Source organism: Metasolibacillus meyeri (assembly GCF_003049505.1).
Classification (GTDB): Bacteria; Bacillota; Bacilli; order Bacillales_A; family Planococcaceae; genus Metasolibacillus; species Metasolibacillus meyeri.
Map to the genome: position 1 here is coordinate 25,755 of NZ_PYWN01000063.1, position 20,599 is coordinate 46,353.

A 20,599-nucleotide genomic window follows, 5' to 3' on the forward strand; every position below is an offset into this window, starting at 1 on the left:
ATGGGGGTTTCAAATCGATGATGGAGGCAAAGGAAATGACGAAAACAATTTTAGTCGTAGAGGATGAATTATCTATTGCGACACTATTACAATATAATTTGGAACAGGCTGGATTCAATGTGCTTCTTGCACATGATGGGAAAAAAGGACTTGATTTAGCGGTTGAAAAAACGCCAGATTTAATGTTGCTTGATTTAATGTTGCCCACAATGGATGGCGTGGAAGTGTGCAAGGAATTGCGAAGCCTGCGCATGAATATCCCGATTATTATGTTAACCGCTCGTGACGATGAATTCGATAAAGTGTTGGGCTTAGAGCTTGGCGCAGATGATTATATGACAAAGCCTTTCAGCCCACGTGAAGTGATTGCGCGAGTAAAGGCCGTATTACGTCGCTTTACACCATCAGCGGCAGAAGAGGTGAAAACAGGGGAGACTACATATGAATATGGCAGTTTAAAGGTGTTCCCAGAGCGTTTTGAGGCCTTTTTAAATGATGAGGCATTGGAATTTACACCAAAGGAATTTGAGCTGCTTGTTTATTTATTAGAGAATAAAAACCGTGTACTGACACGTGATCAACTACTTAGCTCCGTATGGAATTATGACTTTGCTGGTGATACGCGTATTGTCGATGTACATATTAGCCATTTGCGCGATAAAATTGAGGAAAATAGCCGCAAGCCGCTGTTTATTAAAACGATACGTGGATTAGGCTATAAATTTGAGGAGCCTAGAAAATGAATAAGTCAATGAGTGGCCGACTCTTTTTGTCCTTTATTTTGCTTGTTACGGCAATCTTTGCTGTCCTAGAACTTGTGATAGGTCAGCTTTTTCCTTTTTATTTAGAGGACTATGTAGAAGTGCAAACAGAAATCGTTCAGCAAAATGTGGGGGAGCTTATTCAGCAGGAAAATATTGAATTAACTTCGTCGCAAGAGGAAAAATTATTGCAAGCATATGATGCGCATATAGATGAAGAGTATTTTGGCTATATCCGCGTTCGCTTAATGCTCGTCCTTGTGTTTTTATTTTTAGTAGCTATTGCAGTTATCGGCTTAGTGTCATATCGAATGGTGAATAATTTTGTCGAGCCAATCGAAGCAGTTACACGTACAGCGCAAGAATTAGCGGTTGGTAATTATTATGCTCGTGCCTTTGCAAACGGTCCGAAAACAATTGTTGAACTACGCAACTCCATTAATGTTTTAGCTCGTAGCTTGCAGGATATTACGAAAATACGTGAAATCGAAGAAGAACGTTTAAAAACTTTGATTGAAAATATGGGGAGCGCATTGATGATGATTGATCGAGAAGGCTATATATCGATTGTCAACAAGCAATTTCTTCATCGTTTTGATTTAACAGTTGAGCAAGTGCAAAACAAAAACTTTTTAACGGTCGGCTTGCCTGAAAAATTAGAAGTATTTATTGATCATGTTTTTTTAACAGAGCAGCCATATCAAAAACAGCTCGAATTGGAGTTACAGCAGGAAATTACGCATAAGCTTGTGTATGGCGCACCTGTTGTTGGGGAGCATGGACGTTGGCTCGGTGTCGTATTAGTCATGCATGATGTAACGGAGCTTATTCGTTTAGAGCAAATTCGTAAAGACTTTGTCGCGAATGTTTCGCATGAGTTGCGAACGCCGATTACTTCCATTAAAGGCTTTTCTGAAACATTACTGGACGGTGCATATAAAGATGAAAATATGCTGTTGTCGTTTTTAGAAATTATTTATAAGGAAAGCAATCGATTGCAGGAGCTTATTCATGATCTATTGGAGCTATCGAAAATTGAGCAACATGGTTTTTCCGTAGATATTGCACCAACAAGCTTACAGGGAGTTATTGCAAGAGTTGTTGATGTAACGAGCCCTCGACTTGATGAAAAAAATATGCAGTTTGATATGCAAATGGATAAAGATGTACGTGTTTTAGGGGATGAAAATCGTCTAATTCAAATTTTTACGAACTTAATTTCCAATGCAGTGACATATTCTCCTGATAGTACAGTGATTACTGTCACAATGAAGCAAAATGCTGACTATGGAATCGTGGAAGTAGCGGATCAAGGAATCGGTATCGATAAGCACGAAATTGCTCGTGTATTTGAACGCTTTTATCGAATTGACCGCGCACGTAGCCGCAATTCAGGAGGTACAGGATTAGGTCTCGCCATTGTAAAACATTTAGTGGAAGCACACCAAGGTAAAATTGTTGTCACAAGCGAAGTAGGTAAAGGAACAAAAATTCAAATTCAGCTACCACTTGCACCATCATCTTAACGAAATCTTTACAATTGCTTTATAAATGCTTAAAAAAGCATCTATATAATAAGACGTAAGAAACCCCATTTCAAAACTACAATATAAAGGAAGGCGCTTGAAAATTTTTCAGGCGCTTTTTCTTTATTTTTATGCTTTAAATTGAAACCTTTTCATAGCCTCTTCCGTAGAAAAGCTATAGTGAAATACAGGGAGGAACATATATGAGTACAAAGCGTGTCTTACTAACGATGTTTTTAGGGCTGTTTGCCATTGTCGGTGTTATAGCTGCATTGACAACATGGTATACAGTCGACGAATCGGAACAGGCGGTTGTGATTACTTTTGGTAAACCGGGAGAAACAATTACAGAATCAGGGCTACATTTTAAATTGCCGTGGCCAGTACAAAATGTAGAAGTGTTATCGAAGGAAACATTTAGCTTAGAGTTTGGTTATAAAGAGCGTTCACAAGGGGATATGGACGTGTATCCTATGGAAACAAAAATGATTACAGGCGATGAATTTTTTGTTTTAACTGATTTAGTTGTACAATGGAGAATTACTGACCCGAAAAAATATTTATTCCATTCACAGGATCCGAAAGAGCTATTACATAGTGCTACTTCAAGTGCGATTCGTTCCATTATCGGCAACTCTAAGATAGATGCTGCTTTAACTGACGGGAAATCGGATATTGAATCTAAAACGAGAACGTTATTAACGCAATTAATGGAAAAGTATGATGTTGGCATTAGCGTATTGGGTGTCAAGCTTCAAGATGTTGAGCTGCCAAATGAAGAAGTACGTGCTGCCTTTACTGCTGTAACAGATGCGCGCGAAATGAAGAATACAAAAATTAACCAAGCGGATAAATATAAAAATCAGCGCATGGGTGAGGTAGAAGGGGAAATCGCTGCTATTAAATCAAAGGCAGAAGGACAAAAAGTTGCGCGTATTGAGCAAGCCGTTGGGGATGTAGCGGTATTTCAGCAGCTTTATAATGAGTATAAAGATAATAAAGTGATTACACGTGAGCGTCTTGTACTAGAAACATTAGAAACGGTATTGCCACAAGCACAAATATATATTATGAATGATGATGAAGGAAGCACGATGAAATATTTACCGATTCAACCAGGCGCGTCAAAGCCTAAAGAGGAAGGGAGCGATGGCCAATGAGTAACAACAATTTCGATGGAGATTTAGAGAAGTTTGTAAAAAGGTTATTTGGGGATAAAACGAAAAAGAACAGCAAAAATGTTGAAGCGGTAGACGCTGAATCAGCAACAATCAAAAAAGAAAAACAGCCTAAAAATATGCGTAAATGGGCAACGTCAGCCATGATTATTACCGCGGTTTTTGTGATGGCGATCATCGCTTTTGCCAATCTTTATATCGTTAAGGAAAATGAATATAAAATAGTGCGTCAGTTTGGTGAAGTGGTGAAATATGAGAGTGAGCCAGGGTTGCATATGAAAATACCATTTATCCAAAGCGTAACGACATTGCCAAAAAATTTAATGACGTACGATATGATGCAAGAAGAAATTAATACGAAAGATAAAAAGCGAATTATTATTGATAATTATGCGGTATGGCGCGTAATTGATCCGAAGGCACTTATCTCGAGTGCTGGGACATTGCCGAATGCAGAGCGTCGTATGAGTGAATTTATTTATTCGGTAATCCGTACTGAGCTTGGGAAATTAGATTACGACCAAATTATTAATGCTGGAGATTCATCACGCGGCGATATAAATGACAGTGTAACATTGAGAGTGAATGAGCTATTAGCTAACGATAATTACGGTATTGAAGTAATCGATGTGCGTATCCGTCGTACAGATTTACCACCAGAAAACGAGCAGGCAATTTTTACACGTATGATTTCTGAGCGTGAAAAAACAGCACAAACTTATTTATCGCAAGGGGATGCGGAGAAGCGTGCAATCGAAGCAAGCACGGATCGAGAAGTACAAACATTACTGGCGAAAGCAAATCGTGAGGCTGCTGTAATAATCGCAGAAGGTGAAGCTGAAGCCGCAAAAATTTACAATAACGCTTTTTCACAAGACCCTGAATTTTACTCGCTTTATCGTACATTAGAATCATATAAGAAGACGATTGGTGATGATACCGTTATCATTATACCGTCAGATTCTCCTTATGCTAAAGTATTATCTGGTTATTTAGAATAATCTTTATTGAAAAGCTATTCAGAAATTTTTATTCTGAGTAGCTTTTTATTTTATTTCCTATAAAAAACGATATTTTTGGAGGTAAATGTGGCAATTAAAATTTATTGTAGTATAATGAACTACGGTTAGTTGTTTTGGCATATTAATTCGCTAAATAACTAATGATAAATGTCCGTAATGGGATTAATTTTTAAAAGTACTTAAGACTCAGAAAGGTGGAAAAATAGTGATTTTTCTAGATACTAATTATATATCTCCAATGCTACAAGAAGCATTAATTCATACTAAAATGCCAATGTACGATATTGTGAACAAGCAATTAATAAATGAATCACCAGCAAGTACATTTGAATTACAAGATAATCAACTGGTCATTGTCAATTCTGAAAATGCGATTAAAGTATTGACAGACCATTATGCACATTTAAATGTTACAAGATGGTCAAATTTATTTAAAAATAAAGTGGCATTCCGCAAATATTTAGCAGCTAGCTTCCCGAGCTTTTACTTCAAGGAAAGTACATTACAAGAGCTAAGCATGATGGATAGTAGCACCATATCGTATCCGATTATTTTAAAACCAGCTATTGGCTATTCAAGTGTAGGAGTACAAAAAATTAAAGATGCACAGCAATTTACAGAAGCTGTTCAACAATTGGTAGATAATAATGGTCTTTCAACCTCTTATTCAAAGGACATTTTAAATTTCCAAACATTTATTTTAGAAACCTATATTGAAGGTCAGGAGCTAGCGGTAGATGCCTACTTTAATGCGGATGGGAAGCCAGTTATTTTAAATTTATTCGCTCGCATGTTCCGAGACGCCGAAGACATGAGTGACCGCATTTATTATACAAGTAAAAAAGTAGTTACTCAATATTTACAAGTTGTTGAACAATACTTGAGTGAATTAGCTACCTCGCTTGATTTGCGTAATTATCCGTTCCATATTGAGCTTCGCATTGATGCACAAGGTGTGTTAATTCCAATCGAAATAAATCCTTTACGTTTTGCTGGTATCGGTACGACAGAGCTTGGTGTACATGCCTATGATATTAATCCGTACGAGTATGTTTTGAGGCAGTGGGAGCCAGATTGGTCACAAAAAATTGCCAATATGGATGAGCGTATTTACAGTTTTACTTGTGCTGAATTTGATAGTCAGCTAACTTTTGAGGATATTGAATCCATCCAACATGAAGAGTTAAAACAGCAATTCGAACATTTATTAGAGTATCGAATTTTACCGCAAGATAGTGGGACAACCTTTGCAGTTATCTTTTTTGTCAGCGATTCATTTAGTCAAAATGAACATATTTTATCATTAGATTTTATGTCATTTGTTACAATAAAGAACGAGGTACTTGCTTTAAGCGGATTACAAAAATAGAGAGGAGTAGGCTTACATATGAGCAAAAAAACAAGTTCAGTTAAAACGAAAATATTGATGAGTATTATTTTACCAATTAGTATTTTAAGCATTGTTTTCGGTATACTTTGCTATGCTGTAACAAGCAAGTTAATTAATAATCAAATACTTCCAGCGTATGAACAAAATTTAACATTAAAAATTGAGCAGCTTGAGCGATTAGTTGATGCAGACACAATCAATGCTGCCAAAACAGACCGTAATGAATTTGAAAAGCTTTTAAAAATTACTTCTGATTTTAAACATCAAACAGGGTTAGAGCATGTTTATATTATTAGTAAAGTAAATGGACAAGAATTAATTTTAGTATTAAGCGACGATGGTGAGTATTTGACACCAACTGCTTTCTCAGAGGATCAAACAAAAGCGATGGGTACAACAGGTATAGTAGTTAGCCCAATTTATAAAGATAGCTATGGGGAGCATAAATCGACATTCTTACAAATTCCTGGCACAGATTCTGTCATAGGCTTGGATGCAGATGCTGATTTTATTAGTGAGCTAAAAACAAATATTATTATTACAATGGCTGTCATCTCCGTTATTTTTGTTGCGATAGGCATAGCAATCGCATTGTTTATTGCACGCAATATTACACGTCCAATGGAAAGATTAATAAAGCATACACAAATTGTTGCGAAGGGTGATTTGCAGCAGCAAGTCGTTGTGGAAGGCGATAGGGAAGTACGTAATTTAGCACAGAGCTTCCATGAAATGCAAGAGCAGCTTCGTGAAACAATTCAGCATGTTAATATTACGTCGACACATGTTGACCAAAGCTCATCTACTTTGAAGGAAAGTGTAGAACAGCTAACGATTGCTTCAACACAAGTAGCTGGAGCTGTTCAGGAAATTGCTTCAAGCAGTGAAGTCATTGTAGAAGGTGCTGTGCAAAACCGAGGAGCAATTGACCGAATGGTGACGCAAATTGCGTATATTTCCAATGTAACATCAAAAATTTCTGATGAAGCGCTAAATGCGACAAATGTTGCACAGCAAGGGAATGAAGTTGTTCAAAGCTCTGTAAAAGGCATTGGAAATATTCATGAAACAGCGAAAGCATCTTTGGAAATTACGGAACAGATGAATGCACGTTCAACAGAAGTAAGCCAAATTACGAAAATTATTTCGGGTATTTCTGATCAAATTAATTTATTGGCATTGAATGCGGCGATTGAAGCGGCAAGAGCTGGGGAGTACGGAAAAGGCTTCGCAGTTGTAGCAGATGAAATCCGCTCATTGGCTGAGCAATCGGCACAATCGGCAAGCAATATTACAGCTTTGATTCAAGGTATGCAAAAAGATTCAAATGATTCTGTTACAGCAATTACCAATGTTGTCGCACAAATTGAGCATGAAAATGCGGCAATGCACTCAGCTGGTGAAACATTTGGCACGATTTCAACATTAGTGAATGAAATGAATAGTGAGATTCAACAAGTAACAGCGACCGTTCAAGAAATGGCCGCAAGTTCAAATCAAGTGCTTGTAACGACAAATCAAACAGTTGAATCAATTGAAGCATCTAGTGAGCATTCACAAAGCATTGCAGCATCAATGGAAGAGCAAACAGCGACAACTGAAGAAATGCTAAGCATTGCCACAGAATTAAACGACATGATTGGCAACTTAAAAGCACAAATCGAACACTTTAAAATTTAAACTAGTGGAGGCTGACGAAAAAGCGTATGAACATAACGCTTCTCGTCAGCTATTAGCTTTTTGATTGCTAGGAAATTGGGGGGATTGTCCAGAAAGTTGGAATCACCTTTGAATAACGGAAATCTAGATGAGTTATTCATTGAAAGAAAAGGCGATGAAGCGTGTGTTTTCGAAATTTTCAGTTCAAAAGTAATGATTCGCCCGTAAGATAGTGAAATTCGCCCGCAAAACGACCATTTTCGCCCGTTAAAAAGCGAAATTCGCCCGCAAGACCATCACATTCGCTCAATTAAACTCAAAAATAGGAGCTGCCTAAAAGATGATATCTTTTTGGGCAGCTCCTTTATACAACTCGAAACATTACAACAATTGTATAAGTCCTTTCCGCATGATTAAACCTCATTATAGTTGATACAAAAAATTACCCATAAATTATGGTGATTATCTATATCCTTCCGATTAAGGAGAAAGAAGTTTCTTTTCACTTCTCTATTTCTTGCTATAATAGATTATGCAATTCGTCTTAATTCAACAGATTGTAAGATATGTGCTGAATTAAGATGAGACCTCTGGCGGATGTCACAGATTGAGGCCTGCATCGTGCAGGCCAGTTAACCGTTGGCGCGTGTCGAGGTAAACTCGAAAAAATCTGGACTAGAGTTAGCCGAGGCGTAATTGATGGAGAGGTGGATGGTATGAGCAAGCGAATTCAAAATGTGCTAGTCGCATTTATTATGGCAACGTCAATGACGGCACTTTTTCAATCAAGTCATTTTGAATGGATGAAAACGAGCCTATTTCATATACCTGTATTATTTGTCGTGATATTTCTACTCGGTATCATCATCGCTGAGGATGTGCGCAACGCCTTTAAAAAAGTGTTATGGTTTGACAAACGTAAAGATCCGCGTCCAATTTGGCAAGTGGGTGTTGGTATGATTTTTTATTTTGCGCAGATTGGCTTTGTGGAAGTGTTTATGAGAAGCTTAATGCCATATCATCTCGGTGGAATGCCGCTGTATTTAGTTATTAGCTTTTTAAATGCCTTTTTACTGACGGTTATTTTCGAGGAGATTTTTTATAAAAAGAGTCAGCCTTCGATGGAGCAATATAAGTTTAAGAAATTAAAATAGAGTAGTAGGTGCTTTTGCAAAAATTTTTTAGGAAAGTTTATGCAAAAGCGCCTTTTTTGGTGGAAAAAAACTCGGATTCACGCTAAAGTTAAGAAGACAATAGTTCGAACGCATGTTTTTACTTTGCCTCAGTAAAAGTCTAACTGAAGCATAATTAATTGTCGAACTGAAAAAGGAGCGTACACAATGGCGAAGGAAAAATTATTATTACTTGATGGCAATAGCTTAGCATATCGCGCATTTTTCGCATTGCCACCATTAACGAATGATAGCGGAATTCATACGAATGCGACATACGGCTTTACAACGATGCTACAAAAAATTTTAGAGGAAGAGCAGCCGACGCAAATGTTAGTTGCATTTGATGCAGGGAAAACGACATTCCGCCATGAATCTTATGGTGAATATAAAGGTGGTCGCCAAAAAACACCGCCTGAATTGTCTGAGCAATTTCCTTATATTCGCAAGCTAATTGATGCGTACAATATTAAGCGCTATGAGCTTGATTTATATGAGGCGGACGATATTATCGGCACATTGGCGAAGCAAGCGGAAGCGAATGGGAGCGAAGTCATTATCGTCTCAGGTGATAAAGACTTAACGCAGCTGGCAACGGATAATGTAACGGTTTATATTACGCGCAAAGGGATTACAGATATTGAAAAATATACACCAGCACATATCGAGGAGAAATATGGTTTAACACCAGCGCAAATAATTGATATGAAAGGGCTAATGGGCGATGCGTCAGACAATATTCCAGGGGTACCGGGTGTCGGTGAGAAAACGGCGATTAAGCTATTAAAGGAATACGGTTCTGTTGAAGCCTTATATGAAGCGATTGGTGGTATGAAGGCTTCAAAAATGAAGGAGAAGCTTGTTGCAAATGAAGAAAGTGCTCATTTGTCAAAAAAGCTTGCCACGATTTTTACAGAAGCACCAATTGAGGTGACACTAGATGAATTAGCTTACGCAGGGCCGAACGAGGATGCGCTACTTACTGTTTGGCAAGAGCTTGGCTTTAAATCGCTAATTGAAAAAAGTGATATGCAAAGCACAGCGCAAGAGCAGGAAGAAATCCAGCTAAATATTGTGAACGATATAACAGCCGCTATGTTAAAGGATACGCTGGCATTGCATGTCGAGCTAGAAAATGAGCATTATCATAGCTGTGCTATGCTTGGTATTGCGATAACAGATGGCGTAGATGCGAAGTATATTCCTGTGGATGTCGCTTTAAAAAGCGATGCTTTTAAAGCATGGTTAGAAGATGAAACGAAGAAAAAGTACATTGTGGATAGCAAAGCGACACAGGCGATTTTAGCCCGTTATGATATCAAGCTCGCAGGCGTTGCATTTGATTTACTTTTGGCATCATATATCGTCAACCCTGCTATTTCAGGTGATGATGTCGCAACACTTGCAAAAGAATTTGGTTATACAAATGTACAGCCAAATGAAGTTATCTATGGTAAAGGGGCAAAATGGACAGTACCAGAAGAGGATGTACTAGCAGATCATATAAGTCGTAAAGCGATTGCAGTGTGGCATTTACAACCTGTTGTCGAGAAGAAGTTACAAGATAATGAACAATATGATTTATATCATGATTTAGAATTGCCACTTGCGGAAATTTTAGGGGCAATGGAAATCGCAGGTATCTCTGTGAATGTTGAAACATTAAAGCAAATGGGGCAGGCATTGCTAGAGAAGCTTTCAGTGATTGAGCAAACCATTTATGAGCTTGCTGGTGAAGAATTTAATATTAATTCACCGAAGCAATTAGGTGTTATTTTATTCGATAAGCTAGGGTTACCTGTTTTAAAGAAAACGAAAACAGGCTATTCGACAGCGGCAGATGTGCTTGAAAAACTACAGTCAGAGCATGATGTGGTCAAGCATATTTTAGATTATCGTCAATTAGCAAAGCTACAATCAACTTATATTGAGGGTTTAACGAAAGAGGTACATGCGGAGGATGGCAAAGTGCATACGCGCTTCCAGCAAGCATTGACAGCAACAGGGCGCTTAAGCTCAACAGATCCAAACCTGCAAAACATTCCGATTCGCTTAGAAGAAGGACGGAAAATTCGCCAAGCATTCGTCCCATCAAAGGAAGGTTGGGTACTATTTGCGGCTGATTATTCACAAATTGAGCTACGTGTATTAGCACATATGTGTCAGGACCCTGTGCTAGTTGAAGCGTTCAAGGAAGGGATGGATATTCATACGCGCACAGCGATGGATGTCTTTGGTGTAGCAAATCCAGATGAAGTAACCGCAAATATGCGCCGTACAGCAAAGGCGGTAAACTTCGGCATTATTTATGGCATTAGCGACTATGGCTTGTCACAAAACTTGGATATCCCACGTAAAAAAGCAGCTGAATTTATTGCAAGCTATTTACAAAGCTTCCCAGGTGTACAAGGCTATATGGAAAACATCGTTGCCGATGCAAAACGTGAGGGCTTTGTCACAACCATTTTAAATCGTCGCCGTTATTTACCAGAAATAAATAGCTCAAACTTCAATTTGCGTAGCTTTGCTGAGCGTACAGCTATGAATGCACCAATTCAAGGCAGCGCGGCAGACATTATTAAAAAAGCAATGATTGATATGGATGCTCGTTTGCAGAAGGAAGGCTTACAGGCGAAGCTATTACTACAAGTACATGATGAATTAATTTTCGAAGCACCAGTAGAAGAAATTGAAATTTTAGAACGTATCGTACCAGAAGTGATGGAATCTGCTATTGAATTAACTGTACCATTAAAGGTTGATTATTCTCACGGTCACTCTTGGTATGATGCGAAGTAAGGAGTGATTTTGATGCCTGAGTTACCAGAGGTCGAAGGTGTCGTGAAGGATTTAAAGCCGTTAGTTGAAGGTAAAACAATTCAATCTGTTACTTTATCCAACACGGTTTATACATCTCATGCGGCAGGTAAGCAAACGATCGTTAAAGGTGGTGCGCTTGAGTGGTTTGAGACAAGTGTACAGCAGATGACGATTGCGGCAATTGAACGCCGTGCTAAATATATTTTTATTCATTTAAAAAAAGACGGAGAGCCATTTGTGCTCGTCAACCATTTAGGGATGACGGGTGCATGGTTTGTCGTGCAAAATACAGCAGAAATTGCAGAGGAAAAATTTCGCAAGCATATTCATGCGACATTTATTTTAGCAAGTGGAGAGCTGCTCGTATATAGTGATATTCGCCGCTTTGGTGAGTTGCGTTTTTTACGTACAATTGAGGAGCATGCACCGTTAACAAAAATGGCACCAGAGCCATTTGATGCTACTGCGTGTGAATTTTTCTTAGCACAATGTACGAAATCAAAATATGAAAATAAAACGATTAAAGAAGTGATTATGGATGGGCAAGTGATTTCGGGTTGCGGTAATATTTACGCAACAGAAGCCTTATTTGCAACGAAAATTAGCCCTACACAAAAAGTGAAGGCTATTTCGAAGGCAAAGAAAATGGAGCTGTTTCAAGCGATTGTGAATGTATTACAGGAAAGCATTGACAATGGTGGCTCTACCATTTCAGACTATCGCACTGTTAATGGTGGCGCAGGTTCCATGCAAAATCGCTTGAAAATGTATGGCCATAAGCAGTGCCCACTATGTCAATCGGCAACAGAATCGGTTGTTATTGCTGGTCGTACCTCAACATATTGCCCAAGCTGTCAAAAATAAAACACAAGGAACTGCTTAAAAGGGTGGCATTATTAAGGAGAACAAAGTGACACATTATAGAGAGAAGCTAGAAAATCAGCAAATTTGGATTTATGTTTTTGCATTGCTGTTAGGAGCAATACTAGGCTTAGTAAGCGAGCATTTGGCAGCTTATTTCGCTGTAGCTATTTCACCGCTTATTGCCATTTTAATGTACGGCATGTTTGCACAAATTCCCTTTTTAAAGCTGCGTGAGGCGCTGTCCAATAGTAAATTTATCGTGACATTATTGCTGGGTAATTTCATTGCGGTGCCGCTTGTTGTTTGGGTTTTAATAACTCTATTTCCGCAGCCTACACCTATTTTATTAGGTGTTTGTTTAGTATTGCTAACACCATGCATTGATTATGTCATTGTTTTTACACAGCTAGGGAAGGGTAATGAGAAGTTAATGTTAGCTGCTACGCCTATTTTATTTGTTGTTCAGTTACTATTGCTACCGCTCTATTTGTGGTTATTTATAGGGGAAGAAATGATGGGCATTGTACATGTTCAGCCATTTGCGGAGGCATTTTTATTGCTAATTGTAGTGCCTCTTATTGTAGCAATTACAACACAGCTATGGGCTAACAAGAACACGCTGGGCGCAAAGGTATTGGGGTCAACTGCATGGCTACCTGTACCTTTTATGGCTTTTGTATTAATTGCTGTAGTAGCTTCACAAATTGGTCAAGTATATCGTGAGTTCGATCAAATTATCGCTGTTCTTCCAATTTATGTTTTATTTTTAATGATTACACCTATTGTTGCCCGACTTATTGTAGCTTTTGTCAAATTAGATGTCGGAGCTGGAAGGGCGCTAGTTTTTAGCATGGGCACAAGGAACTCTCTTGTTGTGTTACCTTTAGCGTTGGCACTTCCTAATGAATGGGCAACAATCGCAGCGGCAATTATTGTGACACAAACAATTGTCGAACTAGTAGGGGAACTCATTTACATAAAGCTAGTGCCTAAGTGGATACTAAAAGATAAAGGGGAATCTGTATGATTATAGGATTAACAGGGAGCATTGCAAGCGGTAAAAGTACAGTTGCACAGATGTTGCAAAGTTATCAATTGCCAATTGTTGATGCGGATTTAGTGGCGAGACAAGTGGTGGAACCTGGTTCGGAAACATTGCAGCAAATCGCACAAGCCTTTGGACAAGATGTGATAAAAGCAGATGGCACGATGGACCGCGAAAAGGTAGGTTCAATCATTTTCCATGAACCTGCGCAGCGTAAAGTATTGAATGATATTATTCATCCTGCAATTCGTGCGGAAATGCTTCGGCAACGAGATGAATTTGTGCAAGGTGGAGCAGCACATGTCGTAATGGATATTCCGCTCTTGTTTGAAAGCAAGCTACAACATTTTGTCGATAAAATTTTAGTCGTGTCTGTCACGGAGGAAATTCAGCTCGCCCGCTTAATGGAGCGTAATCAGCTTCCAGAGGACGAAGCGCGTGCCCGTATAGCCTCGCAATTGCCGATGTCGGTAAAGGAGCAAGGAGCGGATGCAGTTATCTACAATAATACGACGAAGGAATCGACAGCACAGCAACTGGAAAAAATATTGCAACAATGGGCTGTCATTTAAAATTTCCTAGTTCAAAAGTGATCATTCGCTCATCGGACAAAGGAAATCGCTCAACCAATCGGCAAATTCGCTCAACGAACTGATAGAATCGCTCAACCAAACTAAAAATAAGGGGATTGTCCGATTTCAGACAATCCTCTTATTTTTGTTAAAATCCGAAAAATAGTAAGATGATGATTAAGCTACACAAAACGATTATTCTTCTTCGTTCGAAATTTAAAATATTTAATGACGGTGCCCAATGCTTCGTCTCTCGCAACTGAAAATAGGCACTTAAGATAAAACAGGCAGCGAAAGGGAGGACATAGGCTGGCCCGATGAAAAAGACCCAAAAAGCAAATAGAAGAAATACGCTGAATATAGCGATTGAATGGATATAGAAGCTCGCTGTTTTTGGGAAAATATCTCTAGTATCTATATTGAGCCTTTTATAGTAACGCGTTGATAGAATATTTATAGCAAATATAGCGAATAAACAAATAATAAAAAGGAAATTCAGCTTTTTTGATTGAGATAAATTCATAAAAATCATAAGATGCCTTGCAACATTATCGTCCCGATAATAAATATTTTGGTCAACATCATAAATATCTAAGTTAGATAGTTGAAATTTTCTTTGTTCGCCATTGTCGATAAAAATAACATCCACGATATGCCGGCCAAGCTGACCATCCTTTACTAGTGGAAGCGTTTTTATATTTTGAAAGTAGTGAATAAATTCTTCAGATTGCCATTTTTGAATGGACGTATAAAAAAGGCTAGAGGTCTTTGCTTTAAAAGCTCCTTCTTCCCCATCAAAGTACGTATACAGTGTTGCAGCATTTGTGTCAGCACTTTGTAATGAACGCTCAGGGTTTGTTAGTATTAATAAAATGAAAATACTACAAACAGCTACAATAGTTGCTGGTATTTTCCATTTAAAGGTTTTTTTCATAGGCTGCTGTGCTAACGATTGCTTTATTTGTGCTTTCAACTGCTCATTTTTTGGTAAATGATTTAATTGCTGTAGCTGTCGTTCAAGGCGATTCATGCCATTCACCTCCTAATAATTGTTGAAGCTTTTTCATTGCGCTGCGTTGTGTATTCGCAATTTTTGTGATAGATAAACCAGTAATCAAGCTCGTTTCCTCAATCGATAACTCCTCGATTTTGCGAAAAATTAAGATTTCTCGCTGCAATGGCTTCAACTGCTGTAATGCCTCATACAGCTCTTGACGCAGTTCATTTTGAGCAAGCCAATCATGTGGTGTGTATGTGAAATCATGCTGCTCATGCTCTTGCGTAAACGGGAGCCACTGAATTAATGCTTTTTTTCGATAATGGTCAATGACAAGATTGCGTGCGATTTGTCGGATAAATGTTTGAATATGTGCCTCATTGCGAAAATTACCTTTTAAAAGTCGTACAAAGGTTTCCTGTGTTAAATCCTCTGCTAGCTGTGCATGTGATACCATTAAGCGTATGTATTTGTATATTGTGTGAAAATGCTCCTCATAAATTGCTTCAAAATCCAAATTTTTCACCTCTCTTACAATATTAGACGAACGAAGGTCAGAAATTTGTAAATTTTTTTCGAAAAGATTTTTTAAATATGTTATACTAAATGTATTGGGCTATTGAGAGTGCATCGTTATGAAAGCGTTTCATTTTCCTTTTTACTATTGGTTTAAACCCTTTTAGTTGTCTGAAAATAAGAACTTTTAAAAATGACATAAAATATGTTCATCTTTTCGGATAATGTGTTATACTAATTGACAAGAATACGAAATAAAATGATAACCTATTTACAGGAGGCTTTTTTATATGTCAGTTTCTATTGCAATTAACGGATTTGGTCGTATCGGACGCATGGTTTTCCGCCAAGCTATTGTTCAGGAGGGATTAAATTTAGTCGCTATTAATGCGAGCTACCCAGCTGAAACATTAGCGCACTTAATTAAGTATGACACAAATCATGGTCCATTCGAAGGTACTGTTGAAACAGCGGAAGACGCATTAATCGTAAATGGTAAGCGCGTCGCTATCGTTTCAGAGCGTGACCCAAAGTTATTACCTTGGAAAGCAATGGGCGTCGATATCGTAATTGAGGCGACAGGTAAATTCAACTCGCGTGACAAAGCGGCATTACATTTAGAAGCAGGTGCGAAAAAAGTAATTTTAACTGCACCAGGTAAAAATGAAGATATTACAGTTGTGCTAGGTGTAAATGATGAATTATTAGATATTGACAAACACGATGTTATTTCAAATGCTTCTTGCACAACAAACTGCTTAGCACCAGTTGCAAAAGTATTAAATGATACGTTTGGAATTGAAAACGGTTTAATGACGACAGTTCATGCTTACACGAATGATCAAAACAACTTAGACAACCCGCATAAAGATTTACGTCGTGCACGTAACTGTGGTTCCTCGATTATTCCGACATCTACAGGTGCGGCGAAAGCGCTAGCATTAGTTTTACCTGAATTACAAGGGAAATTACACGGCATGGCATTACGTGTACCGACACCAAACGTTTCTTTAGTAGATTTAGTTGTGGATTTACAAAAAGATGTAACAGTTGAAGATGTCAATGCAGCATTTAAAGCAGCAGCAGAAGGATCGATGAAAGGTATTTTAAATATTTCAATGGAGCCTTTAGTATCTTCTGATTACAATACAACAACATATTCATCAACAGTAGATGGTTTAACGACGATGGTAATGGGTGACCGCAAAGTGAAAGTACTTGCTTGGTATGATAATGAGTGGGGCTACTCAGCGCGCGTTGTTGATTTAACAAAAAAGGTAGCCAATGCATTAGCGATGGTGAACGCATAATATAATAGTATAGGGGCTATAGAAAATTGAACTTTTCTAGTAGTCCCTATTTTAACACTTGCAACTATTAGGAAAACATCTTATAATCACACATGTGTATGTATTGATTGCAAACACATGACTACTTAAAGGGTTAGGACCTCTTTGGACTAACTTTCCCCCGTGGTAGTCAACTTTGAACATGCTAAAATATTATGTCAAAGGGGGAAGCGAACCATGAGAACGATGGGACGTCATGTTATTGCTGAGCTTTGGGATTGCGATTTAGAGAAGTTAAACAATGTTCAATTTATTGAACAAACTTTTGTCGATGCGGCTTTAAGATCAGGGGCAGAAGTACGCGAAGTCACTTTTCATAAATTTGCGCCACATGGAGTAAGCGGAGTAGTAATTATTTCTGAATCACACTTAACGATACACAGCTTTCCAGAGCATGGCTATGCGAGCATTGATGTGTATACTTGCGGTGATTTAGATCCAACAGTTGCAGCAAATTACATTGCGGAAGCACTCGGCGCCAAAATGCGTGAGGCAGTCGTTGTGCCACGCGGTATGGGACCTGTTATCGTTGGTGCTTAAAAGATGAGTAACGTATTATGAGACAAACATAGGCTATTTGCTAACCGAGTAATTCGGGTGGCAAATAGCTTATTTGTTGTTAGAAAAAATTTTAAAAATACTGTATACATTTTTATTCGCTCATTCGTTGTCTAGATGTAGGGAGGATATGAAATGAAAAAAGAAGAGAAGCTAACCTCCTATCTATTGCAATTGGGAGAGGAAGTGCACCGACTTTTATTAGCAAAAGGCGCTAAAAAGGAGGATGCTGAGGATATTATTCAAAACACGTTTTACAAAGTGTACACACTCTTACGCACATTAAATGAAAGCAATCTTCGCCCATGGTTTTTTCGCGTAGCGTTAAATGAGTATATTGATTTAAAGCGTAAAAAAGATGAACAAACATCTTCTTTAACGGAAGAGATTTATGCAAAGCTACAGCAAGCAAATAATGAGTTTGATGTAATTAATCATAAGGATGAGATCACCTATTTATTGAAAGATACGAAGCAGGAATATCGAGAGGTTTTTATTTTGAAATATTACTATGACTTAACCTATGAGGAAATTGCACAGATTTTACATATCCAACCAGATAGTGTGAAACAAAAATTATATCGAGCGCGAAAAACTATTCAGCGTCATAATAAGGAGGGGTCATAATGGAAGAATCATTACAAAAAGCATTGAAAAAAGCAAAGCGCAAGCACCTGATGATGATTATTATCGTTTCGCTTGTTGTTATGTTAGTATCATTGCCAATTATTTATAAAGTTTTTTATACAACGAGTGATTATTTTGCTGCTAAAGGGTCGGAAGAACTACAGGATAATTTATTTTTATGGCACGCTATTACAGAGCCTAATGTGCAAATCTCTTCTCAAATTACGCAGTCATCTATATTTGGTGGAACCGTTGTAACAAGTCGTTCAAAGAATATAAATGGCTATGTTGTACCATGGAGCACATTAACAAGCACGTATGGCTGGAAGCACTTTGACATTGATTACAATGAACTTGTACCTGATTTCTATTTATCAGACGAATCTTATTATGTATACGATAAACAAACGAAAAATAAAGTTGCCACTTTTTTTCATCCAGATTTAAAAGGATATTTTACGGAAATTCCTAATGATATAGCTGCTGTTAGTACAATGGGGAATTATGTAGCAGAAATGGCGATTTCCTTTAATCGACCGTATCCAGTTGCAGAAATAGAAGCAATGATTCCTGAAAATCTGAATATTGTATGGTTATACATGACATCAGCAGTTCAAGATGAAAACACAGATCCTTCAGGGGTTCCGGTATATGGCTTTAATGCAAATCCTTTATCTGAAAAAACATATGCGGACTTTGTGAAAGATTTAGCAAAATATAATTTGGATAAAAACGATGAAGTAATTCAAACGTTTCTACAGGAAAATAAGGACAAGTCTTTTAAGGATTTACCTGTTCTAGGTGTGATGCTTACTGGTCAGGCTGAAAATTTTGCTGCATTAGAAGGAGAAACGTTTGTAAGAGCAGCTTCGGTAGGTGCAATTGTTCAGATGGTTCCATACATTAAGCCAGAAAAATAAAGGTCCGACGCAATTACGCTGAGGCGTAATTGATAGAAAATTATAATTTTTGTGGAGATAAATATGAAAAAACGAAATTTCATCATGACGATTACGACTGTGTATACAGCTTTGATTTTATATTTCATGTTCTTTGGCTTTAATCGTTTAGAAGGTAGAGGCGATTATATAGAGGCAGGCTATGAATTTTTGTTCGTTCCAACAAGCGTTCCTTTGACTTTTCCGGATTGGTCATTTTCTTGGTTATATGATTTTGGCAATATCGCGGCGTTTATCCCTTTTGGTATTTTAGTGCCTTTATTAATGCAAATAAATTATAAAAAATTTATTGGGGGGTTTTTGCTTGTTATTTTTGGATTAGAAACCCTTCAAACTTTACTATATCTCGGAACTTTTGATATCGATGATGTGATTTCAAATACGCTAGGGGCAACAATAGGCTACGTTGCATACAAAGTTGGCTTCACTTCAAATTTGACTGTAAAAAAACTAATTGCCTCAAGTCTGTCTGCCATTATACTGATAATTTGCGTGATGCTTGTTTCGGAAATTTTAGAAAAGAGAGTCAGCTCGATACAGCCTTTGCAGACCATTGATGAAGTCACAGGGGCTAAGCCGCAAACAAATCAAATGCCAGCTTTCATAATAGGCGATGAAAAAATACAGCCTCAATCTAATTTATATATGAATGAAGGAAATGCTAGTCAAACTTACATTTATACGATTGAAGGCAAAGAGGAGCTAATACTCTATCTAAATCTCGGTATCCCAGATGATGAGGAATTTCAAGGGGAAGTGACCATTGTTGCCGATGAAGATAAGAAATTTGAAATGGCTGAAGATTACTTGAAAGAATTTTTAACAATGCCAATGCCACTAGAAGTGCCGCTATTTTTTGAATATGAAAAAATGACAATTACCATCACAGGGAATGTTAAGCTGTGGGATGTAGGGTTTACAGAGTTGAAGCATTGGTGGGAATAAAGAATTTGAAGGGCTGTCTAGAAACGTAGGTGTATACTTACTTTCTCGGCAGCTTCTTCTTTTTCATGTGTTATAATATAGTACGCTATTTTACCATCGTCATTTTTGGTATAATAAAACGAAGTAATAAATTGAAATGAATCGGGAGAAATTTGTATGAGATGTCCAGCTTGTCAATATAAAGATACACGTGTTGTGGATTCAAGACCTGTAGATGATAATAAAGAAATAAGAAGACGACGTGAGTGTGAGAAGTGTTCGTTTCGTTTTACCACATTTGAAAAAATGGAGGAAACACCGCTTGTTGTTGTGAAAAAAGAAGGAGCGCGTGAGGAGTTTAGTCGCGAAAAAGTGTTACGTGGGTTGATACGAGCATGTGAAAAACGCCCTGTATCATTAGAGGAACTAGAGGAGCTTGTTATTGCGATTGAAAAGGATTTGCGTCGACTTGGTCAATCGGAAGTTCGTTCGGAAGATGTAGGAGAAATGGTTATGGATCGTTTAATGAAATTAGATGAAGTGGCTTACGTCCGCTTTGCCTCTGTGTATCGCCGATTTTGCGATATTGATGCATTTATCCAGGAATTGAAAGAGTTGCAAAATAAGCAAGAGAATGCATAGTGAAGTAGGAGGGATTGT

Annotated in this window: 19 protein-coding genes; 17 read left to right on the plus strand and 2 right to left on the minus strand. The window is 37.9% G+C overall.

Annotated features, from left to right (window positions below; translation table 11 throughout):
- Positions 1-35 precede the first annotated feature (35 nt).
- The 11 genes from C9J34_RS10340 to coaE all read left to right on the plus strand — a co-directional run bounded on the left by C9J34_RS10340 (position 36) and on the right by coaE (position 14,009).
- Complete coding sequence (locus C9J34_RS10340) at positions 36-743, plus strand: response regulator transcription factor (RefSeq protein ID WP_107839813.1); 708 nt, start codon at positions 36-38, stop codon at positions 741-743.
- Complete coding sequence (gene pnpS / locus C9J34_RS10345; protein ID WP_107839788.1) at positions 740-2,287, plus strand: two-component system histidine kinase PnpS; 1,548 nt, start codon at positions 740-742, stop codon at positions 2,285-2,287. The genes C9J34_RS10340 and pnpS overlap by 4 nt, the downstream gene beginning before the upstream one ends.
- A 203-nt stretch (positions 2,288-2,490) precedes the next feature.
- The gene (gene hflK, locus C9J34_RS10350) at positions 2,491-3,447 is read left to right on the plus strand and encodes an FtsH protease activity modulator HflK (RefSeq protein WP_107839789.1); all 957 of its coding nucleotides are present in this window, start codon (positions 2,491-2,493) and stop codon (positions 3,445-3,447) included.
- Positions 3,444-4,466 carry a protease modulator HflC gene (gene hflC / locus C9J34_RS10355; RefSeq protein ID WP_107839790.1) on the plus strand — a complete coding sequence of 341 codons (1,023 nt, stop codon included), beginning with the start codon at positions 3,444-3,446 and terminating at the stop codon, positions 4,464-4,466. The genes hflK and hflC overlap by 4 nt, the downstream gene beginning before the upstream one ends.
- A gap of 226 nt (positions 4,467-4,692) precedes the next feature.
- On the plus strand, positions 4,693-5,856 hold the full coding sequence (locus tag C9J34_RS10360) for an ATP-grasp domain-containing protein (RefSeq protein WP_107839791.1): 1,164 nt from the start codon (positions 4,693-4,695) through the stop codon (positions 5,854-5,856).
- Between the two features lie 18 nt (positions 5,857-5,874).
- On the plus strand, positions 5,875-7,557 hold the full coding sequence (locus C9J34_RS10365) for a methyl-accepting chemotaxis protein (protein WP_107839792.1): 1,683 nt from the start codon (positions 5,875-5,877) through the stop codon (positions 7,555-7,557).
- Positions 7,558-8,252: 695 nt separating this feature from the next.
- Positions 8,253-8,690, plus strand: a complete 438-nt coding sequence (locus C9J34_RS10370) for a DNA polymerase I (protein WP_107839793.1) — start codon at positions 8,253-8,255, stop codon at positions 8,688-8,690.
- Positions 8,691-8,876: 186 nt separating this feature from the next.
- Positions 8,877-11,507: a DNA polymerase I gene (gene polA, locus C9J34_RS10375; RefSeq protein WP_107839794.1), complete on the plus strand. Its 2,631-nt coding sequence runs from the start codon at positions 8,877-8,879 to the stop codon at positions 11,505-11,507.
- Positions 11,508-11,519: 12 nt separating this feature from the next.
- Positions 11,520-12,392, plus strand: coding sequence for a bifunctional DNA-formamidopyrimidine glycosylase/DNA-(apurinic or apyrimidinic site) lyase (gene mutM, locus C9J34_RS10380; RefSeq protein WP_107839795.1), 873 nt, complete (start codon positions 11,520-11,522; stop codon positions 12,390-12,392).
- Between the two features lie 46 nt (positions 12,393-12,438).
- A complete protein-coding gene (locus C9J34_RS10385) occupies positions 12,439-13,419 on the plus strand; it encodes an arsenic resistance protein (RefSeq protein WP_238600621.1) in 981 nt (326 codons plus the stop codon).
- Positions 13,416-14,009 carry a dephospho-CoA kinase gene (gene coaE / locus C9J34_RS10390; RefSeq protein WP_107839797.1) on the plus strand — a complete coding sequence of 198 codons (594 nt, stop codon included), beginning with the start codon at positions 13,416-13,418 and terminating at the stop codon, positions 14,007-14,009. The genes C9J34_RS10385 and coaE overlap by 4 nt, the downstream gene beginning before the upstream one ends.
- Positions 14,010-14,157: 148 nt before the next feature.
- Here the strand turns inward: coaE and C9J34_RS10395 are convergent, their stop codons facing one another.
- Together C9J34_RS10395 and C9J34_RS10400 are read right to left on the minus strand one after the other, a co-directional pair.
- Positions 14,158-15,039: a hypothetical protein gene (locus C9J34_RS10395; protein ID WP_107839798.1), complete on the minus strand. Its 882-nt coding sequence runs from the start codon at positions 15,037-15,039 to the stop codon at positions 14,158-14,160.
- Positions 15,026-15,532, minus strand: a complete 507-nt coding sequence (locus C9J34_RS10400) for an RNA polymerase sigma factor (RefSeq protein ID WP_238600622.1) — start codon at positions 15,530-15,532, stop codon at positions 15,026-15,028. Before C9J34_RS10400 ends, C9J34_RS10395 begins: the two co-directional genes overlap by 14 nt.
- A 280-nt stretch (positions 15,533-15,812) precedes the next feature.
- Here C9J34_RS10400 and C9J34_RS10405 point away from each other — a divergent pair, with 280 nt between their 5' ends.
- The 6 genes from C9J34_RS10405 (at position 15,813) to nrdR (ending at position 20,581) form a co-directional block, all read left to right on the plus strand.
- The gene (locus C9J34_RS10405) at positions 15,813-16,832 is read left to right on the plus strand and encodes a glyceraldehyde-3-phosphate dehydrogenase (RefSeq protein WP_107839800.1); all 1,020 of its coding nucleotides are present in this window, start codon (positions 15,813-15,815) and stop codon (positions 16,830-16,832) included.
- A 216-nt stretch (positions 16,833-17,048) separates the two neighbouring features.
- Positions 17,049-17,411: an adenosylmethionine decarboxylase gene (speD, locus tag C9J34_RS10410; RefSeq protein ID WP_107839801.1), complete on the plus strand. Its 363-nt coding sequence runs from the start codon at positions 17,049-17,051 to the stop codon at positions 17,409-17,411.
- A gap of 153 nt (positions 17,412-17,564) precedes the next feature.
- Positions 17,565-18,056, plus strand: coding sequence for an RNA polymerase sigma factor (locus C9J34_RS10415; protein ID WP_107839802.1), 492 nt, complete (start codon positions 17,565-17,567; stop codon positions 18,054-18,056).
- On the plus strand, positions 18,056-18,976 hold the full coding sequence (locus C9J34_RS10420) for a sigma factor regulator N-terminal domain-containing protein (RefSeq protein WP_107839803.1): 921 nt from the start codon (positions 18,056-18,058) through the stop codon (positions 18,974-18,976). Before C9J34_RS10415 ends, C9J34_RS10420 begins: the two co-directional genes overlap by 1 nt.
- 63 nt (positions 18,977-19,039) lie before the next feature.
- A complete protein-coding gene (locus tag C9J34_RS10425; protein ID WP_107839804.1) occupies positions 19,040-19,960 on the plus strand; it encodes a VanZ family protein in 921 nt (306 codons plus the stop codon).
- Positions 19,961-20,116: 156 nt separating this feature from the next.
- A complete protein-coding gene (gene nrdR / locus C9J34_RS10430) occupies positions 20,117-20,581 on the plus strand; it encodes a transcriptional regulator NrdR (protein WP_107839805.1) in 465 nt (154 codons plus the stop codon).
- Positions 20,582-20,599: the final 18 nt, after the last annotated feature.